Genomic DNA, 17,163 nt, shown 5'->3' with positions numbered 1-17,163 from the left:
CTACTGTTGCTGCATATTACCTAAAATCTTCCAATACATGTTTTAAGCTATTGATAAGTCTATTACAATACAGTATTATAAATAATATAAACCAAGTGTTACTTAGAACATGGGGATTTTTTTTAAATTTTTGGGGAAGATGCTAGGCAAGGTTTTTCCTGCTAAAACAGTAAGCTCTCTTTTAGGAATAGGATATTTACCAAGTTGGCAAAACTATTGGTCTTCTTTTTTAATATTATTTATTGTCGATGTTATATTAATTCTTACATATGGAGGCGAATACTTACTATATAAAATGCCAGACTCAGGAATAGTCGTAGCTGCTGTTTTTACAAAATTGGCAATAGTTATGTTAGTAATGCAATTAATTGGAATATTTATTTTTCATGCTCAAGACCCTTCAGCAAACAGTGGTGAAGAAATAGTAATACAAATAGCGTCAGGGCAAGTACTGACTGTAGCACTTTCAATGCCAGCAATGATGTCGATTTATTATGCTGTAAGTAAACTCTATGGGAGTATATGTAAGCAGATGTTTCAATGCCCATTTTGGTTTAATGATTTTATGCACTTTTTCTTTTTTCTTATGATACCTTACGTATTTTTTAATGTCGTAGAAGTGATAAAACCATGGCCAATAAGTTCAATACAGCTCAGCTATAATAATGCAATGTCAATTACATTTGAGGGGATTTTTCACACATTTTATGCGGTGATTTTACTGTATTTAACAGCATTTATATTCTGCGATTTAACTATGCATGATGCAATTGTCCTAAATAAAAGCATAATTCAGTATGTGAGGGAAAGTTCAGCAGTTTTAGGTGATTATTTACATGATACTGTTAAAAAAATAGGTATTGAATAGTACTTATTTATTTATATATTTAGTATAAAAAGTGTGCAATTTGTGTGAACTTACAAAGTATAATAAAAGAGTTACAAGATTTTTGGGCTAGTGAAGGATGTGTTATACTTCACCCATACACATCTGAAGTTGGTGCTGGCACATTACATCCTGCAACAATTATGTCTGCAATTGATACAAAACCGACAAAAATTGCATATCTACAACCAGTAATTAGGCCAGCAGATGGACGCTATAGTGATAATCCTAATCGCTTGTATCAACATCACCAATATCAAGTTATAATAAAGCCATCTGGTAATAATTTACAAGACGTCTATTTAGATAGCTTAAAAGTTCTTGGCATATCTACAGAAAAATATGATATTAAGTTTGTTGAAGATGATTGGGAAAATCCGAGCGTTGGTGCATCAGGACTTGGATGGGAAGTTACATGCAATGGAATGGAAGTAACACAGCTTACTTATATACAGCAAGTTGGAGGGATTGACTGCAAGATGATTCCTGGTGAGGCGGCATATGGGTTGGAACGTTTAGCAATGTGCATACAAGGTGTAGATAATGTTTACGATATAATTTGGAACGATAACGGTGTAACTTACGGAGATATTTTTAAACAAAGAGAATATGAATTTTCTTATCTAGCGTTAGATTATTATGATACTAAAGTGGTACAGCAGCAATTCGAAGATACGGAAAAATTGTGTAAGTTCCTTATTGAAAAGGAGCTACCAATGGCAGCCTATGACCAATGTATTAAAACTAGTCACCTACTTAATCTGCTTGATGCAAGAGGTGTGCTTGGTGTAAATGAACGTACAGCTTATATTGGTAAAGTTAGAGAGCTAACAAAAAAATGTTGTGAATTGTACATGAGTAAATAGCGTATGTCGTTGCAGTTATTATTTGAGTGCCTTTCAGAAGAAATACCACCGAGAATGCAGAATGTAGCTGCAACTCAAGTTAAGAGCTGTATTGCCAATGTTTTTAACAAAAATAATGTAAAATTTACATCAATGGAGGTTTTTATAACGGCACGTCGCATTACTCTATTTGTTGACAACATAAATGCTTTGGAGCTAAAGGATTCCAATAACGAAGTTAAGGGACCAAACATTAACGCACCAAAAAGTGCTATCGAGGGTTTTTTAAGAAAATATCAGAAAAATGAAGAAGATTTGCTCGTTCGAAAAGTAAATAATGAGGATTTTTACTTCATTAAAAGAGAAAGCTGCTCATTTAACATTCAAGAGTTTCTTAAAAATCAACTAGGAGAAATATTAAAAAATTTCTCTTGGCCAAAAAGTATGAGATGGGGCGAAGGAAAAGAAAGGTGGGTTAGGCCAATTAAAAACATTTTATGCATTTTAAATGATGAAATAATACCTGTATCTTTTGCATGGATCACAGCATCTAACACAACATATGGCCATCGATTTCTCTCAAGTGGTACGGCGCTTACTGTTAAAACACCTAAAGACTATTTTGAATTGCTAGAAAAAAACAGTGTAATTCTCCAAATGGACAAAAGAAAGCAATTTATACTAGATCAGATTAATAAATTCACAAAAGAGCAGAATTTACAACTTGAGAAAAATGATTATTTACTAAATGAATTGACAGGGCTTATAGAGTGGCCAATCGTACTGTTTGGTGAAGTGAATCAAGAAAAGTCATTTGGATTACCGAAGGAAGTAATACTTAGTATAGTTAATACACAACAAAAATACCTTGCTTTAAGTAATGGAAAGAGAATTTCACACTTTGTCACTGTTGTCAACGTCAACAATGGTGAAGTTGTTAAAGGACACGAAAGAATATTAGAAGCACGTCTTGCTGATGCCCAATTTTTAATGTCTCAAGATAAAAAGGAAAATCTAGATTATTATGTCAAAAGATTAGGTTCAATATTATTTCATGCTTCACTTGGCAGCGTGGGGGAAAAGGTGAAGCGTATTACGGCTTTGTCAAAGTATATAGCTATATTTATTCCACATGCTTCGCTGATAAAAGTTGAACGTGCTGCATATTTGGCAAAAGCTGATTTGGCAACATCGATAGTAAGAGAGTTTCCAGAATTACAAGGAGTAATGGGTGGATATTATGCTTCTTATTTTCAAGAAGATAGAGAAATAGTGGAAGCTATAACTGAGCATTATAAGCCAATCGGGCCAGAGCAGGAGTGTCCTAAATCTCCTTCTGCAATTGCTGTGTCAATTGCAGACAAAGTGGATAGCTTAGTTGGTTTAATTGCAGCAGGTGAGAAAATCTCTGGTTCGTATGATCAATTTGGTTTGCGGAGAATGACAATTGGTATAATTAGGACAATACTTGAAAATAATTTGCATGTTCCAATTAGGCTAATGATAGACAAGTCAGTATCTTTATATTCAAGGCTTCTATTTAATAAAAATACAGCGTCAGTTGATAAGCCGAATAGAAAACAAATTTCAGAACTAGTATTTAGATTTTGCTTAGAAAGATTCAAGGTTATTTTAAAAAATAGAGATATAAGGCAAGATGTTGTAGATTCAATACTATATAAAATCGATATTAATGATCTGCTGACAGCAGAAAAGCAAACTGTTATATTGGATCGTTATCTTAGTACTCCAGAAGGTGAACAAATTCTAAGCACTTACAAAAGAGTCAGTAACATGATGAGCAAAGCAAGGAAAAGTGATGGCACTACTTATAGTGCATCTTACGGTAAGAGGTTTTTGATTGAAAGTGAAGAAATTGCGCTATCAAATTGTGCTATAACTGCTTGTAAAAACATAAAACAAGCGATAAAAAATAACCACTTTAATGTAGCACTTGATGAACTTGCTGGTTTTGCTCCGTTTATCAATCAGTTTATGGACAGTATAAAGATTAACTGTGATTCTGATAAGCTGAGAAGAAACAGATTATCTTTGCTTGAAAATGTAGTTTCCATCTTTCATTTAGTAGCAGATTTTAACCTCATACAGGTTAAGCAATGGATAAATGCTCAGGCAATATAAAGAACAAATCAAATCATCTCCACAGTCCTGTGGCGTGTATAAGATGGTCGGAGATAAGAATAAAGTTTTATATGTTGGAAAAGCAAAAAACTTAAAGTCAAGGTTATCCGACTACCTTCAATTCGAAAATCTTTCTGAACGAATTAGAGTTATGCTCTTACAGGTTATTAAGGTTGAAATATTCATCACTGAGAATGAAATCGAAGCACTGCTTCTTGAAGCACAGCTAATAAAATCATTGAAACCACTTTATAATATTGTGCTTAAGGATGGAAAATCTTATCCTTATATAACAATTTCCAAGCACGATTATCCAAGAATAGCAAAATATAGAGGCAAATTTAAGAAGAATGAGTTTTATTATTATGGTCCCTTTACATCTGCCGCTGCTGTTAAGCAAACTATATTGTCATTGCAAAAAGCTTTTCTCCTAAGAGTATGCTCAGATCAATACTTTTCCTCAACAAAAAGACCATGTATTGAATATCAAATTAAGCGCTGCTCAGCACCATGCATAAACAAAATCACAAAAGACGACTACTGCCAATCAGTAAAACAGGCACGAAATACATTGCTTGGAAGAAATAAGGAAGTGAAAGAACAGTTACTTTTCACAATGAGAAAGTGCAGCAGTGAAGAAAACTATGAGCTTGCTGCTATATATAGAGATCGGGTAAAGTTTCTTGAGCAAATTCAAATACAGCACACGGATTTTTCTTTTGAAAAAGATGCAGATTTCTTCAGTATTGTACGTGAAGAGGATCTAGTATGTATTAGTGTGTTATCGTTTAGAAATAAAGACAACTACGGCAGCACTCCTTACTTTGCCGAGAACTGTGGTGATCACTCAAATGATGAAATTTTATCCACCTTTTTGGTCAATTTTTATAATTCAGCTAACATACCTCCAATACAAATTTACGTTCCAGATTCTATTGTGGATAAGGAAATTATAGAACAAGCACTATATAAGGTTGCTCAAAAGCCAGTAAAAGTTCTGCATGCAAAGAATAAAAAAGAGCGTGATTTATTGAAATTTGTTTATGATAACTCTCAGCATAGCTTAGAGCAGAAGCTTATCGATTATAGAAATAACCTAGAAAAGCTTGAAGAGCTTAGCAAAGTTTTCTTGTTACCAAGTATTCCAAAGCGTATCGAGGTTTATGATAATAGCCATATTTCTGGAAGCCAGCAAATTGGTGTGATGATTGTTGCAGGGCAGGAGGGTTTTTTAAAGAGTGAGTACAGAAAATTTACTATAAAGGAAAAATTTTCAGGCGATGACTATAAAATGATGAGGGAAGTGCTAACCAGACGTTTCTCCGGCAATATAAAAGGCATAATACCTGATTTTTTACTGATTGATGGTGGACCAGGACATGTTTCCATAGTACAGAATGTACTGGAAGTATTGAATATAAACGTTCCTTTTGCTTGTATGGCAAAAGGTCCTGATCGTAACGCAGGGAATGAAAGATTTTATATGCTGGGCAGGGAAGAATTCAGTCTGGCAAATGACAGCAAAGTCATGCTTTACTTACAATCGCTGCGTAATGAAGCCCACCGTTTTGCGATAACTTCACATAGAAAAAAACGCGATAAACAGTTTATAGTTTCACAATTAAGCAAAATACCCGGCATTGGCAACAAAAGAAAAAAAGCGTTGATGTCTTATTTTGGTTCAGTGAAAAATATAAGCAAAGCTTCTCTGGCTGAAATTCAAAACGTACCTGGAATTAGTAAAGGTTTAGCAGAAGTCATTCTTAAATACGTGAATTATAAGAGAGGAGTACTGGAATGACACAAAACCCGTTTTATTATTAGGGAATTTATATCTTAAAACCGCAAAAAAAGGTGTGCGTATTTGTGAAAAAAAATCTCCATAAAATTTAATGTGGTGGGACTAGTGCGATTCGAACGCACGACCTTCGGATTAGGAGTCCAACGCTCTATCCTGCTGAGCTATAGTCCCGTGTTTCCTACCATTCATGTAAAGTTATAGCAAAAAATCCTTTCTTTTCTAGATTTCTTGCATAACCAATTTATGACGACAAAAAACATTTCTGTACTTCTTGAGTATAATGCTATTATATTTAATAACATGGTTTAAGTAAGATTAATGCTAGTTAACAATATTGGTTATTTCTATAACAATCAAAACGACTTTGCTTTAAGCAATATAAACATTAAAGTAAAGAAAGGAAATGTTGCATGTTTATTGGGGCATTCTGGCTGTGGCAAGTCAACAATTTTGAAATTAATTGCGGGAATAGAAAATCCAAAATCTGGAACTATTTTTATAAATGATAGGTTAGTTGCAAGTAATAAGGCATCAGTCGCTATAGAGCATAGAAATATCGGATTGATTTTTCAGCATTCTGCATTATTTCCTCATAAAACAGTAGTAGAAAATATAACCTTTGCTATCCGCAGCTCTTCCAAGAGAGAAAAGCACCTAATTGCATTGGAAATCTTGAAGTTACTCAATATAGAAAAATATGAAAATATGTACCCTAACGCCTTATCTGGAGGACAGCAACAATTAGTTGCAATAGCAAGAGTGATGGCACAAAACCCTGATGTTGTGTTGTTAGATGAACCATTTTCTAATTTAGATATACTGCTCAAGTGCCGAATAAGACAACATATATTGTCCCTTTTCAGAAGTAAAAATATCCCTGTGCTAATGGTAACTCATGACCCGCAAGAAGCATTGAAAGTTGCAGATTTTATCTACGTAATGAAAAATGGTAAAATTATTCAATCAGGAGTTTCTAGCGATATATACCATAAGCCTAAAGATGATACGCTAGCAAAGTTTTTTAGTGAGCTCTCTTCTACTCTACAGTTAAGCGAAAAGTTTCCACTTATTCGCTGCAAGAAAATAATCTAGTTTGGGATTGTTATAAAATAATTAAAAAACCTTGATTTATAATTAAATAAAGGTGATATAATCTATGTGTTACTTGACTTCAGTCAAGTTTTAATATTTAAAGGTCAATATTTTAAATGGAGGTGAAAATGAGTTTAGGACCATGGCAATTGTTTCTAGTCTTAATAATAATTTTAGTTCTGTTTGGTGCAGGCAGATTACCGCAAGTTATGGGTGATTTAGGAAAAGGCATCAAAAACCTTAAACAGGAGCTTAAGGACTCAGAAAAATTATCGTCTAATGAACCAGATCGTTAGCGTCCTCATACTTCGTGACATGCACCTTAGTGCATGTCATCTGTTTAAAAACTTAGTCAGGTTAAAGAATGAAAGAGATGAAGTGTTGGTATGAAATAAATAACAAATATTGAAATACAGCAACAACTATGTTAGCTTAAGAGGAATATTTTATTAAAGGATAATTGTGCAAAAAAGTGAGAAACTAACTAAAGATAAAAAACTAGCTTCTGATATTCTAAAAGAGGTTGCAGATACCAATAACAATGATAGCAATAAAGTAACTTTGTTTGACATTAAAACAGCTTTGCATGAGCGCGGTTTTGGTATTTTAATAATCATCTTCTCCTTGCCGCTATCGGTGCCTATACCTGTTCCACCTGGTTATACAACTATTCTTTCTATACCTTTAATCTTATTCTCACTGCAGCTTTTATTTGGATTTGATTCTCCTTGGATGCCCAGTTGGCTAGAAAGAAGATCTTTTCAGCGTTCAACACTAGCTCTTGTGGTAGAAAAAACTTCCCCTGCATTAGAAAAAATAGAAAAATTCATGAAGCCAAGAATGTCTTTCATTTTCTATGGGCCTGGTGAGAAGATTCTGGCTTTTATGATGTTGCTTTGTGCAATAATAATAGCTCTTCCATTGCCTTTTACTCACTTCCTTCCTGCAATTGGCACAACTCTTATTTCACTTAGCATTATGAGTAAAGACGGGTTTCTATCCATATTGGGAGTTTTAGTATCATTGTGCGGGTTGTTGCTTACTCTTGTTGTAATAGTCAAAGGACCACAACTTATAACCGGAGCACTTTCTCTTCTTAAAAGCTTTACAACACTTTAATAAAAGAACGAATTACTAGCGCAAAATGAATAATGCATATTGAAATAAAACAATAATTGTGTTAAGAATTATTTTTATCAAAGGTTTTTCGTGTCAAAAAATGATAAGTTGACTAAAAGTGATAAATTAGCTTCTGATATTCTAAAAGAAGTTGCAGATACCAATAACAATGATAGCGATAAAGTAACTTTGTTTGACATTAAAACAGCTTTGCATGAGCGTGGTTTTGGTATTTTAATAATCATCTTCTCCTTGCCGCTATCGGTGCCTATACCTGTTCCACCTGGTTATACAACTATTCTTTCTATACCTTTAATCTTATTCTCACTGCAGCTTTTATTTGGATTTGATTCTCCTTGGATGCCCAGTTGGCTAGAAAGAAAATCTTTTCAGCGTTCAACACTAGCTCTTGTGGTGGAAAAAACTTCTCCAGCATTAAAAAAAATAGAAAAGTTCATGAGACCAAGAATGTCTTTTATTTTCTATGGGCCCGGTGAAAAAATTTTAGCTTTTATAATGCTGCTTTGTGCGTTATCAATAGCTCTTCCACTACCTCTTACTAACTTCATTCCTGCAATTGGTACAACTCTTATTTCGCTTGGTATCATGAGTAAAGATGGGTTTCTATCCATATTGGGAGTTCTAATATCATTGTGTGGGTTATTGCTTACTCTTGTTGTAGTAGTCAAAGGGCCACAACTTATCATTGGGGCATTTTCTTTTCTCAAAAGCTTCGTATATGGTTAGGCTTTACAACACCTTAACAAAAAAAAAGGAACTTTTTACACCAATCGATAAAGATCATGTGAAAATGTATGTTTGCGGACCAACAGTATATGACACAGCACATATAGGCAATGCACGGTCTGTTGTTGTGTATGATGTGTTATTTCAGCTACTTAAGTTTTGTTATGGCAAAGTTACCTATGTGCGTAACATAACCGACATTGATGATAAGATAATTAATGCAGCAAGTGAAAAAAATAGCAACATAGAAAGTATAACCACATATTACATTAAAGCTTTTCATGATGATATGGAAAGCATAAATTGTAAAGAGCCAACACACGAGCCAAAAGCAACGGAAAACGTAGATTATATTATAAAATTAATTGAACATTTACTGCAATCAGGCCATGCTTACGAATCTGACAAACACGTGTATTTTAATATAGAATCTTACCATGAATATGGTGCTTTATCAGGAAAAAAAACTGATGAATTGGTTCCAGGTAGCAGAGTTGAAGTTAATGAAAATAAAAAGCACCCTGGAGATTTTGTGCTGTGGAAGCCTGCAAATGATATTGACTACAAACTTTCAAGTTATTGGAATAGCCCATGGGGAGAGGGCAGGCCTGGATGGCATATAGAATGCTCAGCAATGTCATATGCTTACCTTGGCAAAGATTTTGATATTCATGGTGGCGGCATAGATTTACAATTTCCTCACCATGAAAATGAAATTGCACAGAGTAAGTCCGCATTTGCTGGATCAATGTTTGCAAAATACTGGATACATAACGGCTTTCTTACAGTAAATGAAGAAAAAATGAGCAAGTCCTTATTTAATATAGTCAAAGTAAGAGATTTGCTAGATAGTGGAATAAAGGGTGAAGTAATACGCTATGCACTGCTCAAAACTCACTACAGAAAACCACTTGATTGGACAGAAAACGTTATTTCTGATGCACAGGAAACCTTAAACAAATTTTATCGGTTATTACGTGGTTTAGATATAACGAATATTGATGAAAGTAACGCAGAGATTTCTAAAGATTTTATAGACGCTTTAAAAAACGACTTAAACATCCCTGAAGCTCTAGCTATATTACATGAAATGGCTGCAAAAATTAACAAAATGAGTAATGAAAGTGAAAAGCTTAAATTAACTGAGAGTTTTGTTAAGAGTGCCAGATTTATTGGTCTTCTTGAGTCAAGTTATCAAGAGTGGTTTACTGCTGGTGTGAGTCATCAAGAAATAGAAAGATTGATAGATTTAAGAAGAGCAGCAAAACAAAATAAAGATTATAATACTGCAGACAAAATAAGGGACCAGTTGAAACAAATAGGGGTTACAATTTCTGACAATGAAGATGGTACAACAACCTGGTAAATTCATATGGAAAACTACTTCCTGTTATTCACAGATAGTCTAGTATCATCATTAGTCTTACCCATACATCAAGGTTTTGTGTTCAATACCATGCTTTATTTCAGGTCGTATCACACTCCACTACTGATGTTATTTTTTGGAGTACTAGGATCAAGTCTTGGTGGAATAGTTAATTGGTACTTAGGTAAAATAACAATCTCTATACGAAAATCATATCACAAACTAGAAAACGAATATACAAAGCCAAAAGCCACAAAAAACTTGCTAATTTTTGCAACTTTATTACTTTCATGGGTGCCAGCACTTGGAAGTGTGATTCAAATTTTATCAGGTTATTTTAAATTAAACCTTTATATCCTTGCCCCTTTAATCATTCTATCTAATTTCTTCTATTTGTTATATCTAATACTTACTTTTGGAGTATAACAGCTATAGTACTGCAGCTATTAAAGCCCAAGTCATAGGATGGATGCACCATGAGCTAAAAGTAACTCCACAAGGTCCCTATGATTGAAATCAGTGGCATAATGTAATGCTGTTCTTCCTTCATTATTTTTAGTGTTAACGTCTGCGTTGTACTCTAATAGTATCTTAACTACATCAATCTTTCTCTTCATAGCAGCGAGGTGTAGTGGTGTGTTGCCGTCTTTATCCTTAGCGTTAACATCAGCACCTCTTTCAATAAGATATTTTATTGTTTCTAAGTTTCCATCTCCAACAGCGATGTATAATGGAGTTTCATTATTTCCGTTTTTAACATTAACATCAGCACCTTTGTTGATTAGATATTTCACTATACTTAAGTCCTCACTAAAGGTAGCCATATGGATAGCGAGGTGTAACGGTGTTTCGTCATTTTTACCCTTAGCATTGACTTGAGCACCTTTTTCAATAAGATATTTCATTATTTCTAAGTCTCGATTTCTTGCAGCATGATGTAATGGAGTTTCATTGCACCTGTTTTTAACATCAACATCAATACCTCTTTCTATAAAATATTTTACTACTTTTAGTTTTCCACTTTTAACAGCAAAGTGTAATAAAGTATTACCAATTTTAGTCTTGATACTAAAACAAGTATCCTTTCTAACAAGATATTCCACTACTTTTAAGTTTCCACTTCTAGCAGCATAGTGCAACGGAGTTTCATTATCTCTGTTCTTAACATTAATATCAGCGTTATATTTTAGCAGTATTTTTACCATATTAACCTTTCCCTTCATAGCAGCAAAATGGAGTGGAGTGTTGCTATACTTATCCTTGGCATTAACGCCAGCATTTTCTTGAATGAGGTATTTTGTTGTTTCCAACATTCCATTCAAATCATCTCCCCATAATAGACGGTTATTCTTGGCAATCAAGTGTAATGGTGTCCAGCCATGTTTACCTTTGGCATCAATATCACTACCACCTTCAACAGGACATCTTACTATAGCTCTTTCCATAAAAGTCCGGATGTGATAGGATAAGGGTAGATGATGATAAGGAGGTTGAATGCCAGCAGCATATAGTTATGATTTAAGAAAAAAAGCAATGGAAGCGCTAGACGAAGGAGAAAGCAGAGAAACAGTGGCAGCAAGATTTAAGATTGGACGAACTACTTTATGGGAGTGGCAGCAAAGAAGAAAAGAAACAGGAGACTTTCAATCAAAAAAACTTGGAAATGGGGGTTACAATCACAAAATCACCGACTGGGATACCTTTGCCAAATTTGCCAGAGAACACGGAGGAAAGACTCTATCGGAAATGGCTAAACTTTGGAACAACGTTAGTATCCAAACGATCTATCGAGCCCTTAAAAAAATTGGATTTACGCGCAAAAAAAGACATATGGATACAAGGAAAGAAACGAAGAAAAACGTGCTGAATTTTTGAAAATTATAGCGACAAAAGAACCTAAAAACTTAGTGTATATAGATGAGTCTGGCATTGATAACACCGAAGACTACCCCCTACGGATATTGCCAGAAAGGACAGCGGTTTTATGCCTTAAAATCTGGAAAGAAAACTCAACGAATCAGTATGGTTGCAGCCTTAAGTGGAAGAAAGATAGTTGTTCCGTTAACCTTTGAAGGCCACTGTAATATGGATGTTTTTAATGGATGGTTTGAGCAATTTTTGACACCGATCTTGGAACCTGGACAGACTGTCATTCTTGACAATGCTACTTTTCATAAGTCTGATAAGATTATCGAGCTTGCTAAAGGGGTTGGTGCAGAAATTTTGTATCTGCCGCCTTATTCTCCAGATTTCAACAAAATTGAGCATCATTGGTTTGCTATAAAAAACAGAGCCAGGAAAAACATTCCTCTATTCGAATCCTTTCGTCGTGCTGTTGATTCTGCCTTCCTATGACCTGTTCGGACTATTATGAGAAATGCTATACCTTCAAGTTCGCGTACAGAACTGCCCAGTGCAATGGTGTTAGATCATTATTACCTTTAGCATTAACGTCAGCACCTCGTCTTACAAAATACCTTACCACATCAATCTCTCCCCTGGTAACAACCCAATGTAGTGGAGTATCACCATATCTGTCTTTAATATTAATATCAATTCCTTTACCAACAAGGTACTTTACCGCCTCTAGTTTTGCAAACCTAACAATCTCATGAAACATAGTTTTGCCATTGCTGTCCCTAGTACTAACATCAATACCTTTTTCTTTCATAATATATTTTGCTATATCAAAATTTTCGCTCTCAACAGCCCAGTACAACGGAGGCCAGCAAAACCAATCTTCAGTGTCAAAATTAGCACCCTTACCTATAAAATACTTTACTATGTCTAATTTTCCATACCTAACAGCCCAGTATAATGGTGTCTGATAATAATAGTCCCTAGTATCAACATTAGCACCTTTATCGATCAGGTATTCCACTATGTTCAACCATCCACTTCCAGCAGCTAAATGTAATGGAGTAACGCTATACTCACATTTAGCATTAACAACCCCTCTAAATTTGTCTGAATATTTTTCTTCCATATGCGTTAATATGGCCTTAATTGCTTTATAATTACCATTTCCCGTAAGTAAATGTAATGGTGTACTACTGTATTCGCCGTAAGTGGAATTAAAATAAAAGTCACCAATTAACTTACCTTGTTTACTTACATATCTCCAAATAGATGTAGCATGACTTGCACTGTTTTGCGCCGCATTACCACTATTTATCAATTCTAGAGCTTTTCTGAGGGTTTTCTCTTCTTGTCGGTTCTCTTGTAATTTTAATCTTGTTACTTTCTGTACTAACCTATGGACATTTAATACACTTTGGTTTTGTTCATCGCCCACCATGGAATATCTCACAAGTAAACGGATGGCTAGCTTTAACTGCTTTTTCTTATAATCACTTACCAAATTTAAGAATATTTCTCTAGCGATTTTATCAGGTGCAAAATAAGCCAAAACATCTAAAATCTCTGAAGCTAATGGTCCATATTGTTCATCACTTCTTACTTTATCCATCGTAACTTCCCAAGCTGTAAAAGTTGTTTTAGTATAGTCATTATCAATTCCTTGAAATATTTTAGACTTAAGTAACTTCTTAGCTTTCTTTTCATACTCTTTTAGATAATCACTAATTTCGAACTTCTCTGTTATTTTCTGGTCTTCGATATATGATACTGCTTGTTGTATAGCTAAAGGAAAGCATTGCAACCTTCTTACCAAATTTTCTATCTCCCAATCTTGCGATTTATCTTTTTTTGGTATATTAAATCCTTTTTTAACAAATTCTATAGCGTCTTTTAGTTCCAATCCCTCTAGTACTATAACATCTATCCCCTTCTCCAGTTCTTGATCATGTGAAGTAATCAAAATATGAGGCTTGTTAAGATCAGGAGATAAAGAAAATGGCAAAAATTTACTTATCTTTTTGTACTCTTGAACGTTATCGAAAATGAACAGGCTCCTCCTTCTTGCAAAGAAAGCAAATACTTCTCTAACAATAGTTTCTATCGTTTTGTCGTTTCCGTACTTATCTTTGGGAGAAATACCTAGTCTATTATCTCTAGCTAATCTCAAGAAAGAATCTTTCATAGTTTCAAAGTTTTCAGCGTCTATCCATATAACATTGCCGTCATAATATCTTCTATATTTACAAGCATGTTTTCTAGCCAACTGGCTTTTTCCCATCCCCCCAGGACCACTAATAGACGTTATGTATGAAATTACAGCACCTTTGGGATTGCGTCGTAGCGAATCATGTAGCATTCCCAATTCCTCATCTCTTCCTGTAAATAGTCTGACTGGACCTCTGACATCAAACCAAATCGCTCCTAAAATTTCCTCTCTTATTTTTTCAAAAAACTCATTTATTTCTTCATGTGATAGAAACTTTCCCTCTCTTGCTTTCATCCAATCCAGAACTTCTACCAGAAAGCGACCATAAACGTTCTTTTTATCGATATTATTAAATTCTTTGCCTAACTCATTCTCAATGATTTCCGCTAGTTTTATCTCGTTAGGTTGATTTACTGCAAATACTAATTTATCAAAAAATTCCCTTATATTCTCTTCTAACTTGCCTTCATTTGTCATTCGCTCAAACTCACGTTGCCATACCTGATTTCTTTCCAATTTTCTTTTTGAGTTTTGATCTGATTTACCTTGAAGTTCTTTTATCTCCTTTTCCAATTCTTCTATTGCTTCTTTTACAGCACTCTTAAATGCCGGTTGCACTATTGAAATCATGTTATCGTGAGTACAAGAGAACTTGTATCTCGTACCGCCGTATTTAAAAAAAATATCACTAGTGCTTATTACTTCAACTGCAATTTCTATTCCCTTGTTTGGTCCCGAAGTTTTTGCTTTCAACTTTTTTATTGTATTTTGTGTTGTACTTTGAGCTAGATCGAAACCGATATTAGTACAGATAGTAAAGTCCTTTAGGTCACCATCTGCAAAATCTGGATTAATTTTAATCTTTAGATAGGAAACAAAATATTTTGGAACGCTAAATTCACCACTTTTATTTTTTGAAAGCAATTTACCTACACCGATTTTTTCGCATTCATTTTGCTTGTGTTTGTTTTGTATAAACCTATGTACTATTTTTTCATTTTTCCTATCCTGAAAAACAATATCATCAAAACCCGTAGCTGATTCCATTTCTGTAGCTAAACGGAAAGAATATCCAACATCTACTGCACGTTTGAGAAGCAGCATTACCCACTTTAGTTGGTAGATATCACCATGAAGAGACCGCTTTCTTCCCCAAGCAGGATAAGTTTCAGGCATCCTCAACCTCACATAATTTTAAAAATAGTACCAACAAATGGTAAAAAAGTTATATGTCATGATATACAGATATCGTAACAAAGACCTTGGAATATCTACGAGATGTGCTGTTATGTAAATAAAAAAATGTGACTAATTACTTAATCTCTCACTCAAAATTGAATTCACAACATCAGGGCTGGCTTTTCCCTTGGTGAATTTCATGACTTCACCAACAAAGAAACCATATAATTTTGTTTTACCGCTTTTGTATTCTTGAACTTTATCTTGGTTGCTATTGATGATTGTGTCGATAACTTCTGATATTTGACCTCTATCGGTTATTTGCTTTAGGTCCTGCTCTTCTATGATGAGAGATGCAGGTTTGCCAGTTTCAAACATACTATCGAACACTTGTTTGCCAAGTTTAGCAGAGATTGTTCCATCAACGATAAAATCTAAGAGCTCGGACAGGGCATTGGCTTTGATTGGGGAGCTCACAATATCAATACCTGCTTTATTCAAACGACCAAAAAGCTCTACGGTTAACCAGGTAACGGCGAGCTTTGAATCATGTTTTTTTATCAATTCCTCAAAATAATTAGCAATTGCTTTATCGGAGGTAATGACGTTTGCATCGTATTCGTTGATACCCAATTCCTCAATGTATCGCAGCTTTTTTTGATCTGGTAACTCGGGTAAAGATGATTTAATAGAATCGATTTTATCCTGGATTACCTCAACAGGTAATAAATCAGGCTCAGGGAAGTATCTATAGTCGCTTGCATCCTCTTTGCTTCTCATCACTTTTGTTTTTCCCAAAGCAACATCAAATAATAAGGTATCTTGACTTATTTCTTCTCCACTTTCTAAAATTTCAATTTGTCTTTGTATTTCATAGTCTATAGCTTGCACAATATAACGTATCGAGTTCAGATTTTTTATTTCACAACGAGTGCCAAATGTACTACTGCCTTTTAGGCGAACAGAAACATTTGCATCACAACGAAGTGATCCCTTTTCCATATCACCATCACACGAACCAATGTAACGCAAAATCTGCCTCAATTTTTTCATGCATTCTGCAGCTTCCGCAGATGAACGGAGATCTGGTTCTGAAACAATTTCCATTAAAGCAACCCCTGCACGATTTAAATCTACATAAGTTTTGCTTTCCTCATGAACGCTCTTTCCTGCATCTTGCTCTAAATGAATTCTCGCAATTCTTATTTCTTTTTCATTGTCGTTGATAAATACTCTACCGTTTTTAACTATTGGCTCAAAAAACTGAGTTATCTGGTAACCTTGTGGTAAATCAGGATAAAAATAATTTTTCCGATCAAAGTAAGAATACTTATTAATTTCTGCAGAAAGTGCAAGACCAGTGCGTATTGCTTGCTCTATGCAGTAATAATTTAGTATTGGCAGCGTACCTGGCATTGCCGCATCAACTAGAGAAACTTGAGTGTTATGCTCAGCACCAAATTCCGTTGATGAGCTAGAAAATAGCTTCGTATTAGAAGAAACTTGAGCGTGTACCTCAAGCCCAATTACCGCTTCCCAATCCTCTTTCGTCATGTATTTTATTTAAATGATAATCTTAATATTCTGCAAAATTAGCACAAAAAGTCAAAACAAAACTCATGTTAGCTAAGTGGTATGCAGATTGTTTTACCCATAGAAACGGGTTAAATGCAAAAGATTACTTGACAAACTCCACCAGCTCCCTTATTATGAAACTGAAGCTATTTATTTATCTTCGCAATCTGTGCAGGTTAATGACAAAAAACTTAGGGTATTTGGCGTCTCATGTTTAATTTTTCGCACTACGTGCATCGCATGTCTTTAAAAATTTTTAGGTTTTTACCTATATAAGCCGAAACGCGCTTACAAAGCGTTTAAGGCAGCAAAAAACGTCAAATTGACAAGGGAGAATTTGAATGC

Annotated in this window: 13 protein-coding genes, 1 tRNA gene and 1 pseudogene; 11 read left to right on the top strand and 4 right to left on the bottom strand. The window is 34.5% G+C overall.

The window, feature by feature from the left end; all coding sequences use genetic code 11:
- Positions 1–109: 109 nt before the first annotated feature.
- Genes AAGD79_RS01885 through uvrC form a run of 4 tightly spaced genes read left to right on the top strand, consistent with a single transcriptional unit; the run spans position 110 to position 5,674 of the window.
- Positions 110–868: a phosphatidylglycerophosphatase gene (locus AAGD79_RS01885; RefSeq protein ID WP_213863111.1), complete on the top strand. Its 759-nt coding sequence runs from the start codon at positions 110–112 to the stop codon at positions 866–868.
- A gap of 44 nt (positions 869–912) precedes the next feature.
- Positions 913–1,752, top strand: coding sequence for a glycine--tRNA ligase subunit alpha (locus tag AAGD79_RS01880; RefSeq protein ID WP_341811506.1), 840 nt, complete (start codon positions 913–915; stop codon positions 1,750–1,752).
- Between the two features lie 3 nt (positions 1,753–1,755).
- On the top strand, positions 1,756–3,873 hold the full coding sequence (gene glyS, locus AAGD79_RS01875) for a glycine--tRNA ligase subunit beta (RefSeq protein ID WP_341811505.1): 2,118 nt from the start codon (positions 1,756–1,758) through the stop codon (positions 3,871–3,873).
- On the top strand, positions 3,857–5,674 hold the full coding sequence (uvrC, locus tag AAGD79_RS01870) for an excinuclease ABC subunit UvrC (protein WP_341811504.1): 1,818 nt from the start codon (positions 3,857–3,859) through the stop codon (positions 5,672–5,674). Before glyS ends, uvrC begins: the two co-directional genes overlap by 17 nt.
- Positions 5,675–5,768: 94 nt before the next feature.
- Here uvrC and AAGD79_RS01865 read toward each other — a convergent pair.
- A tRNA-Arg gene (locus tag AAGD79_RS01865) sits at positions 5,769–5,845 on the bottom strand.
- 147 nt (positions 5,846–5,992) lie between these two features.
- Here AAGD79_RS01865 and AAGD79_RS01860 point away from each other — a divergent pair.
- The 6 genes from AAGD79_RS01860 (at position 5,993) to AAGD79_RS01835 (ending at position 10,424) form a co-directional block, all read left to right on the top strand.
- Complete coding sequence (locus AAGD79_RS01860) at positions 5,993–6,766, top strand: ABC transporter ATP-binding protein (RefSeq protein WP_006280146.1); 774 nt, start codon at positions 5,993–5,995, stop codon at positions 6,764–6,766.
- A 128-nt stretch (positions 6,767–6,894) separates the two neighbouring features.
- A complete protein-coding gene (locus tag AAGD79_RS01855) occupies positions 6,895–7,062 on the top strand; it encodes a twin-arginine translocase TatA/TatE family subunit (RefSeq protein ID WP_006013840.1) in 168 nt (55 codons plus the stop codon).
- Positions 7,063–7,228: 166 nt separating this feature from the next.
- Entirely contained in the window at positions 7,229–7,885 is a 657-nt protein-coding gene (locus tag AAGD79_RS01850; RefSeq protein WP_341811503.1) for an exopolysaccharide biosynthesis protein, read from the top strand.
- 90 nt (positions 7,886–7,975) lie between these two features.
- Entirely contained in the window at positions 7,976–8,632 is a 657-nt protein-coding gene (locus AAGD79_RS01845) for an exopolysaccharide biosynthesis protein (protein WP_007549323.1), read from the top strand.
- Positions 8,625–9,998, top strand: a complete 1,374-nt coding sequence (gene cysS, locus AAGD79_RS01840; protein ID WP_341811502.1) for a cysteine--tRNA ligase — start codon at positions 8,625–8,627, stop codon at positions 9,996–9,998. The genes AAGD79_RS01845 and cysS overlap by 8 nt, the downstream gene beginning before the upstream one ends.
- Before the next feature lie 6 nt (positions 9,999–10,004).
- The gene (locus tag AAGD79_RS01835; protein WP_341811501.1) at positions 10,005–10,424 is read left to right on the top strand and encodes a DedA family protein; all 420 of its coding nucleotides are present in this window, start codon (positions 10,005–10,007) and stop codon (positions 10,422–10,424) included.
- Between the two features lie 32 nt (positions 10,425–10,456).
- Here AAGD79_RS01835 and AAGD79_RS01830 read toward each other — a convergent pair whose 3' ends face one another.
- Positions 10,457–11,443 (bottom strand): ankyrin repeat domain-containing protein, encoded by a 987-nt coding sequence (locus tag AAGD79_RS01830; protein ID WP_341811500.1) that lies wholly within the window; start codon positions 11,441–11,443, stop codon positions 10,457–10,459.
- Between the two features lie 49 nt (positions 11,444–11,492).
- Here AAGD79_RS01830 and AAGD79_RS01825 point away from each other — a divergent pair.
- Positions 11,493–12,353, top strand: a pseudogene (locus tag AAGD79_RS01825) (IS630 family transposase).
- A 25-nt stretch (positions 12,354–12,378) separates the two neighbouring features.
- Here the strand turns inward: AAGD79_RS01825 and AAGD79_RS01820 are convergent.
- Both AAGD79_RS01820 and gatB read right to left on the bottom strand, forming a co-directional pair.
- Complete coding sequence (locus tag AAGD79_RS01820; protein WP_341811499.1) at positions 12,379–15,240, bottom strand: ankyrin repeat domain-containing protein; 2,862 nt, start codon at positions 15,238–15,240, stop codon at positions 12,379–12,381.
- 132 nt (positions 15,241–15,372) lie between these two features.
- On the bottom strand, positions 15,373–16,797 hold the full coding sequence (gene gatB, locus AAGD79_RS01815) for an Asp-tRNA(Asn)/Glu-tRNA(Gln) amidotransferase subunit GatB (protein WP_341811498.1): 1,425 nt from the start codon (positions 16,795–16,797) through the stop codon (positions 15,373–15,375).
- Positions 16,798–17,163 lie beyond the last annotated feature (366 nt).

This window comes from Wolbachia endosymbiont (group A) of Oxytorus armatus, assembly GCF_964027005.1.
Taxonomy (GTDB): domain Bacteria; phylum Pseudomonadota; class Alphaproteobacteria; order Rickettsiales; family Anaplasmataceae; genus Wolbachia; species Wolbachia pipientis.
The sequence above is the reverse complement of the archived record's forward strand: the minus strand, read 5'-3'. Positions and strand labels throughout refer to the sequence as shown.

Coding starts and splice junctions, on each gene's coding strand:
- uvrC (WP_341811504.1), top strand. CDS start 3,857: ATGCTCAGGCAATATAAAGAACAAATCAAATCATCTCCACAGTCCTGT.
- glyS (WP_341811505.1), top strand. CDS start 1,756: ATGTCGTTGCAGTTATTATTTGAGTGCCTTTCAGAAGAAATACCACCG.
- AAGD79_RS01820 (WP_341811499.1), bottom strand. CDS start 15,240: ATGCCTGAAACTTATCCTGCTTGGGGAAGAAAGCGGTCTCTTCATGGT.
- AAGD79_RS01835 (WP_341811501.1), top strand. CDS start 10,005: ATGGAAAACTACTTCCTGTTATTCACAGATAGTCTAGTATCATCATTA.
- AAGD79_RS01860 (WP_006280146.1), top strand. CDS start 5,993: ATGCTAGTTAACAATATTGGTTATTTCTATAACAATCAAAACGACTTT.
- cysS (WP_341811502.1), top strand. CDS start 8,625: ATGGTTAGGCTTTACAACACCTTAACAAAAAAAAAGGAACTTTTTACA.
- AAGD79_RS01830 (WP_341811500.1), bottom strand. CDS start 11,443: ATGGAAAGAGCTATAGTAAGATGTCCTGTTGAAGGTGGTAGTGATATT.
- AAGD79_RS01885 (WP_213863111.1), top strand. CDS start 110: ATGGGGATTTTTTTTAAATTTTTGGGGAAGATGCTAGGCAAGGTTTTT.
- AAGD79_RS01855 (WP_006013840.1), top strand. CDS start 6,895: ATGAGTTTAGGACCATGGCAATTGTTTCTAGTCTTAATAATAATTTTA.
- gatB (WP_341811498.1), bottom strand. CDS start 16,797: ATGACGAAAGAGGATTGGGAAGCGGTAATTGGGCTTGAGGTACACGCT.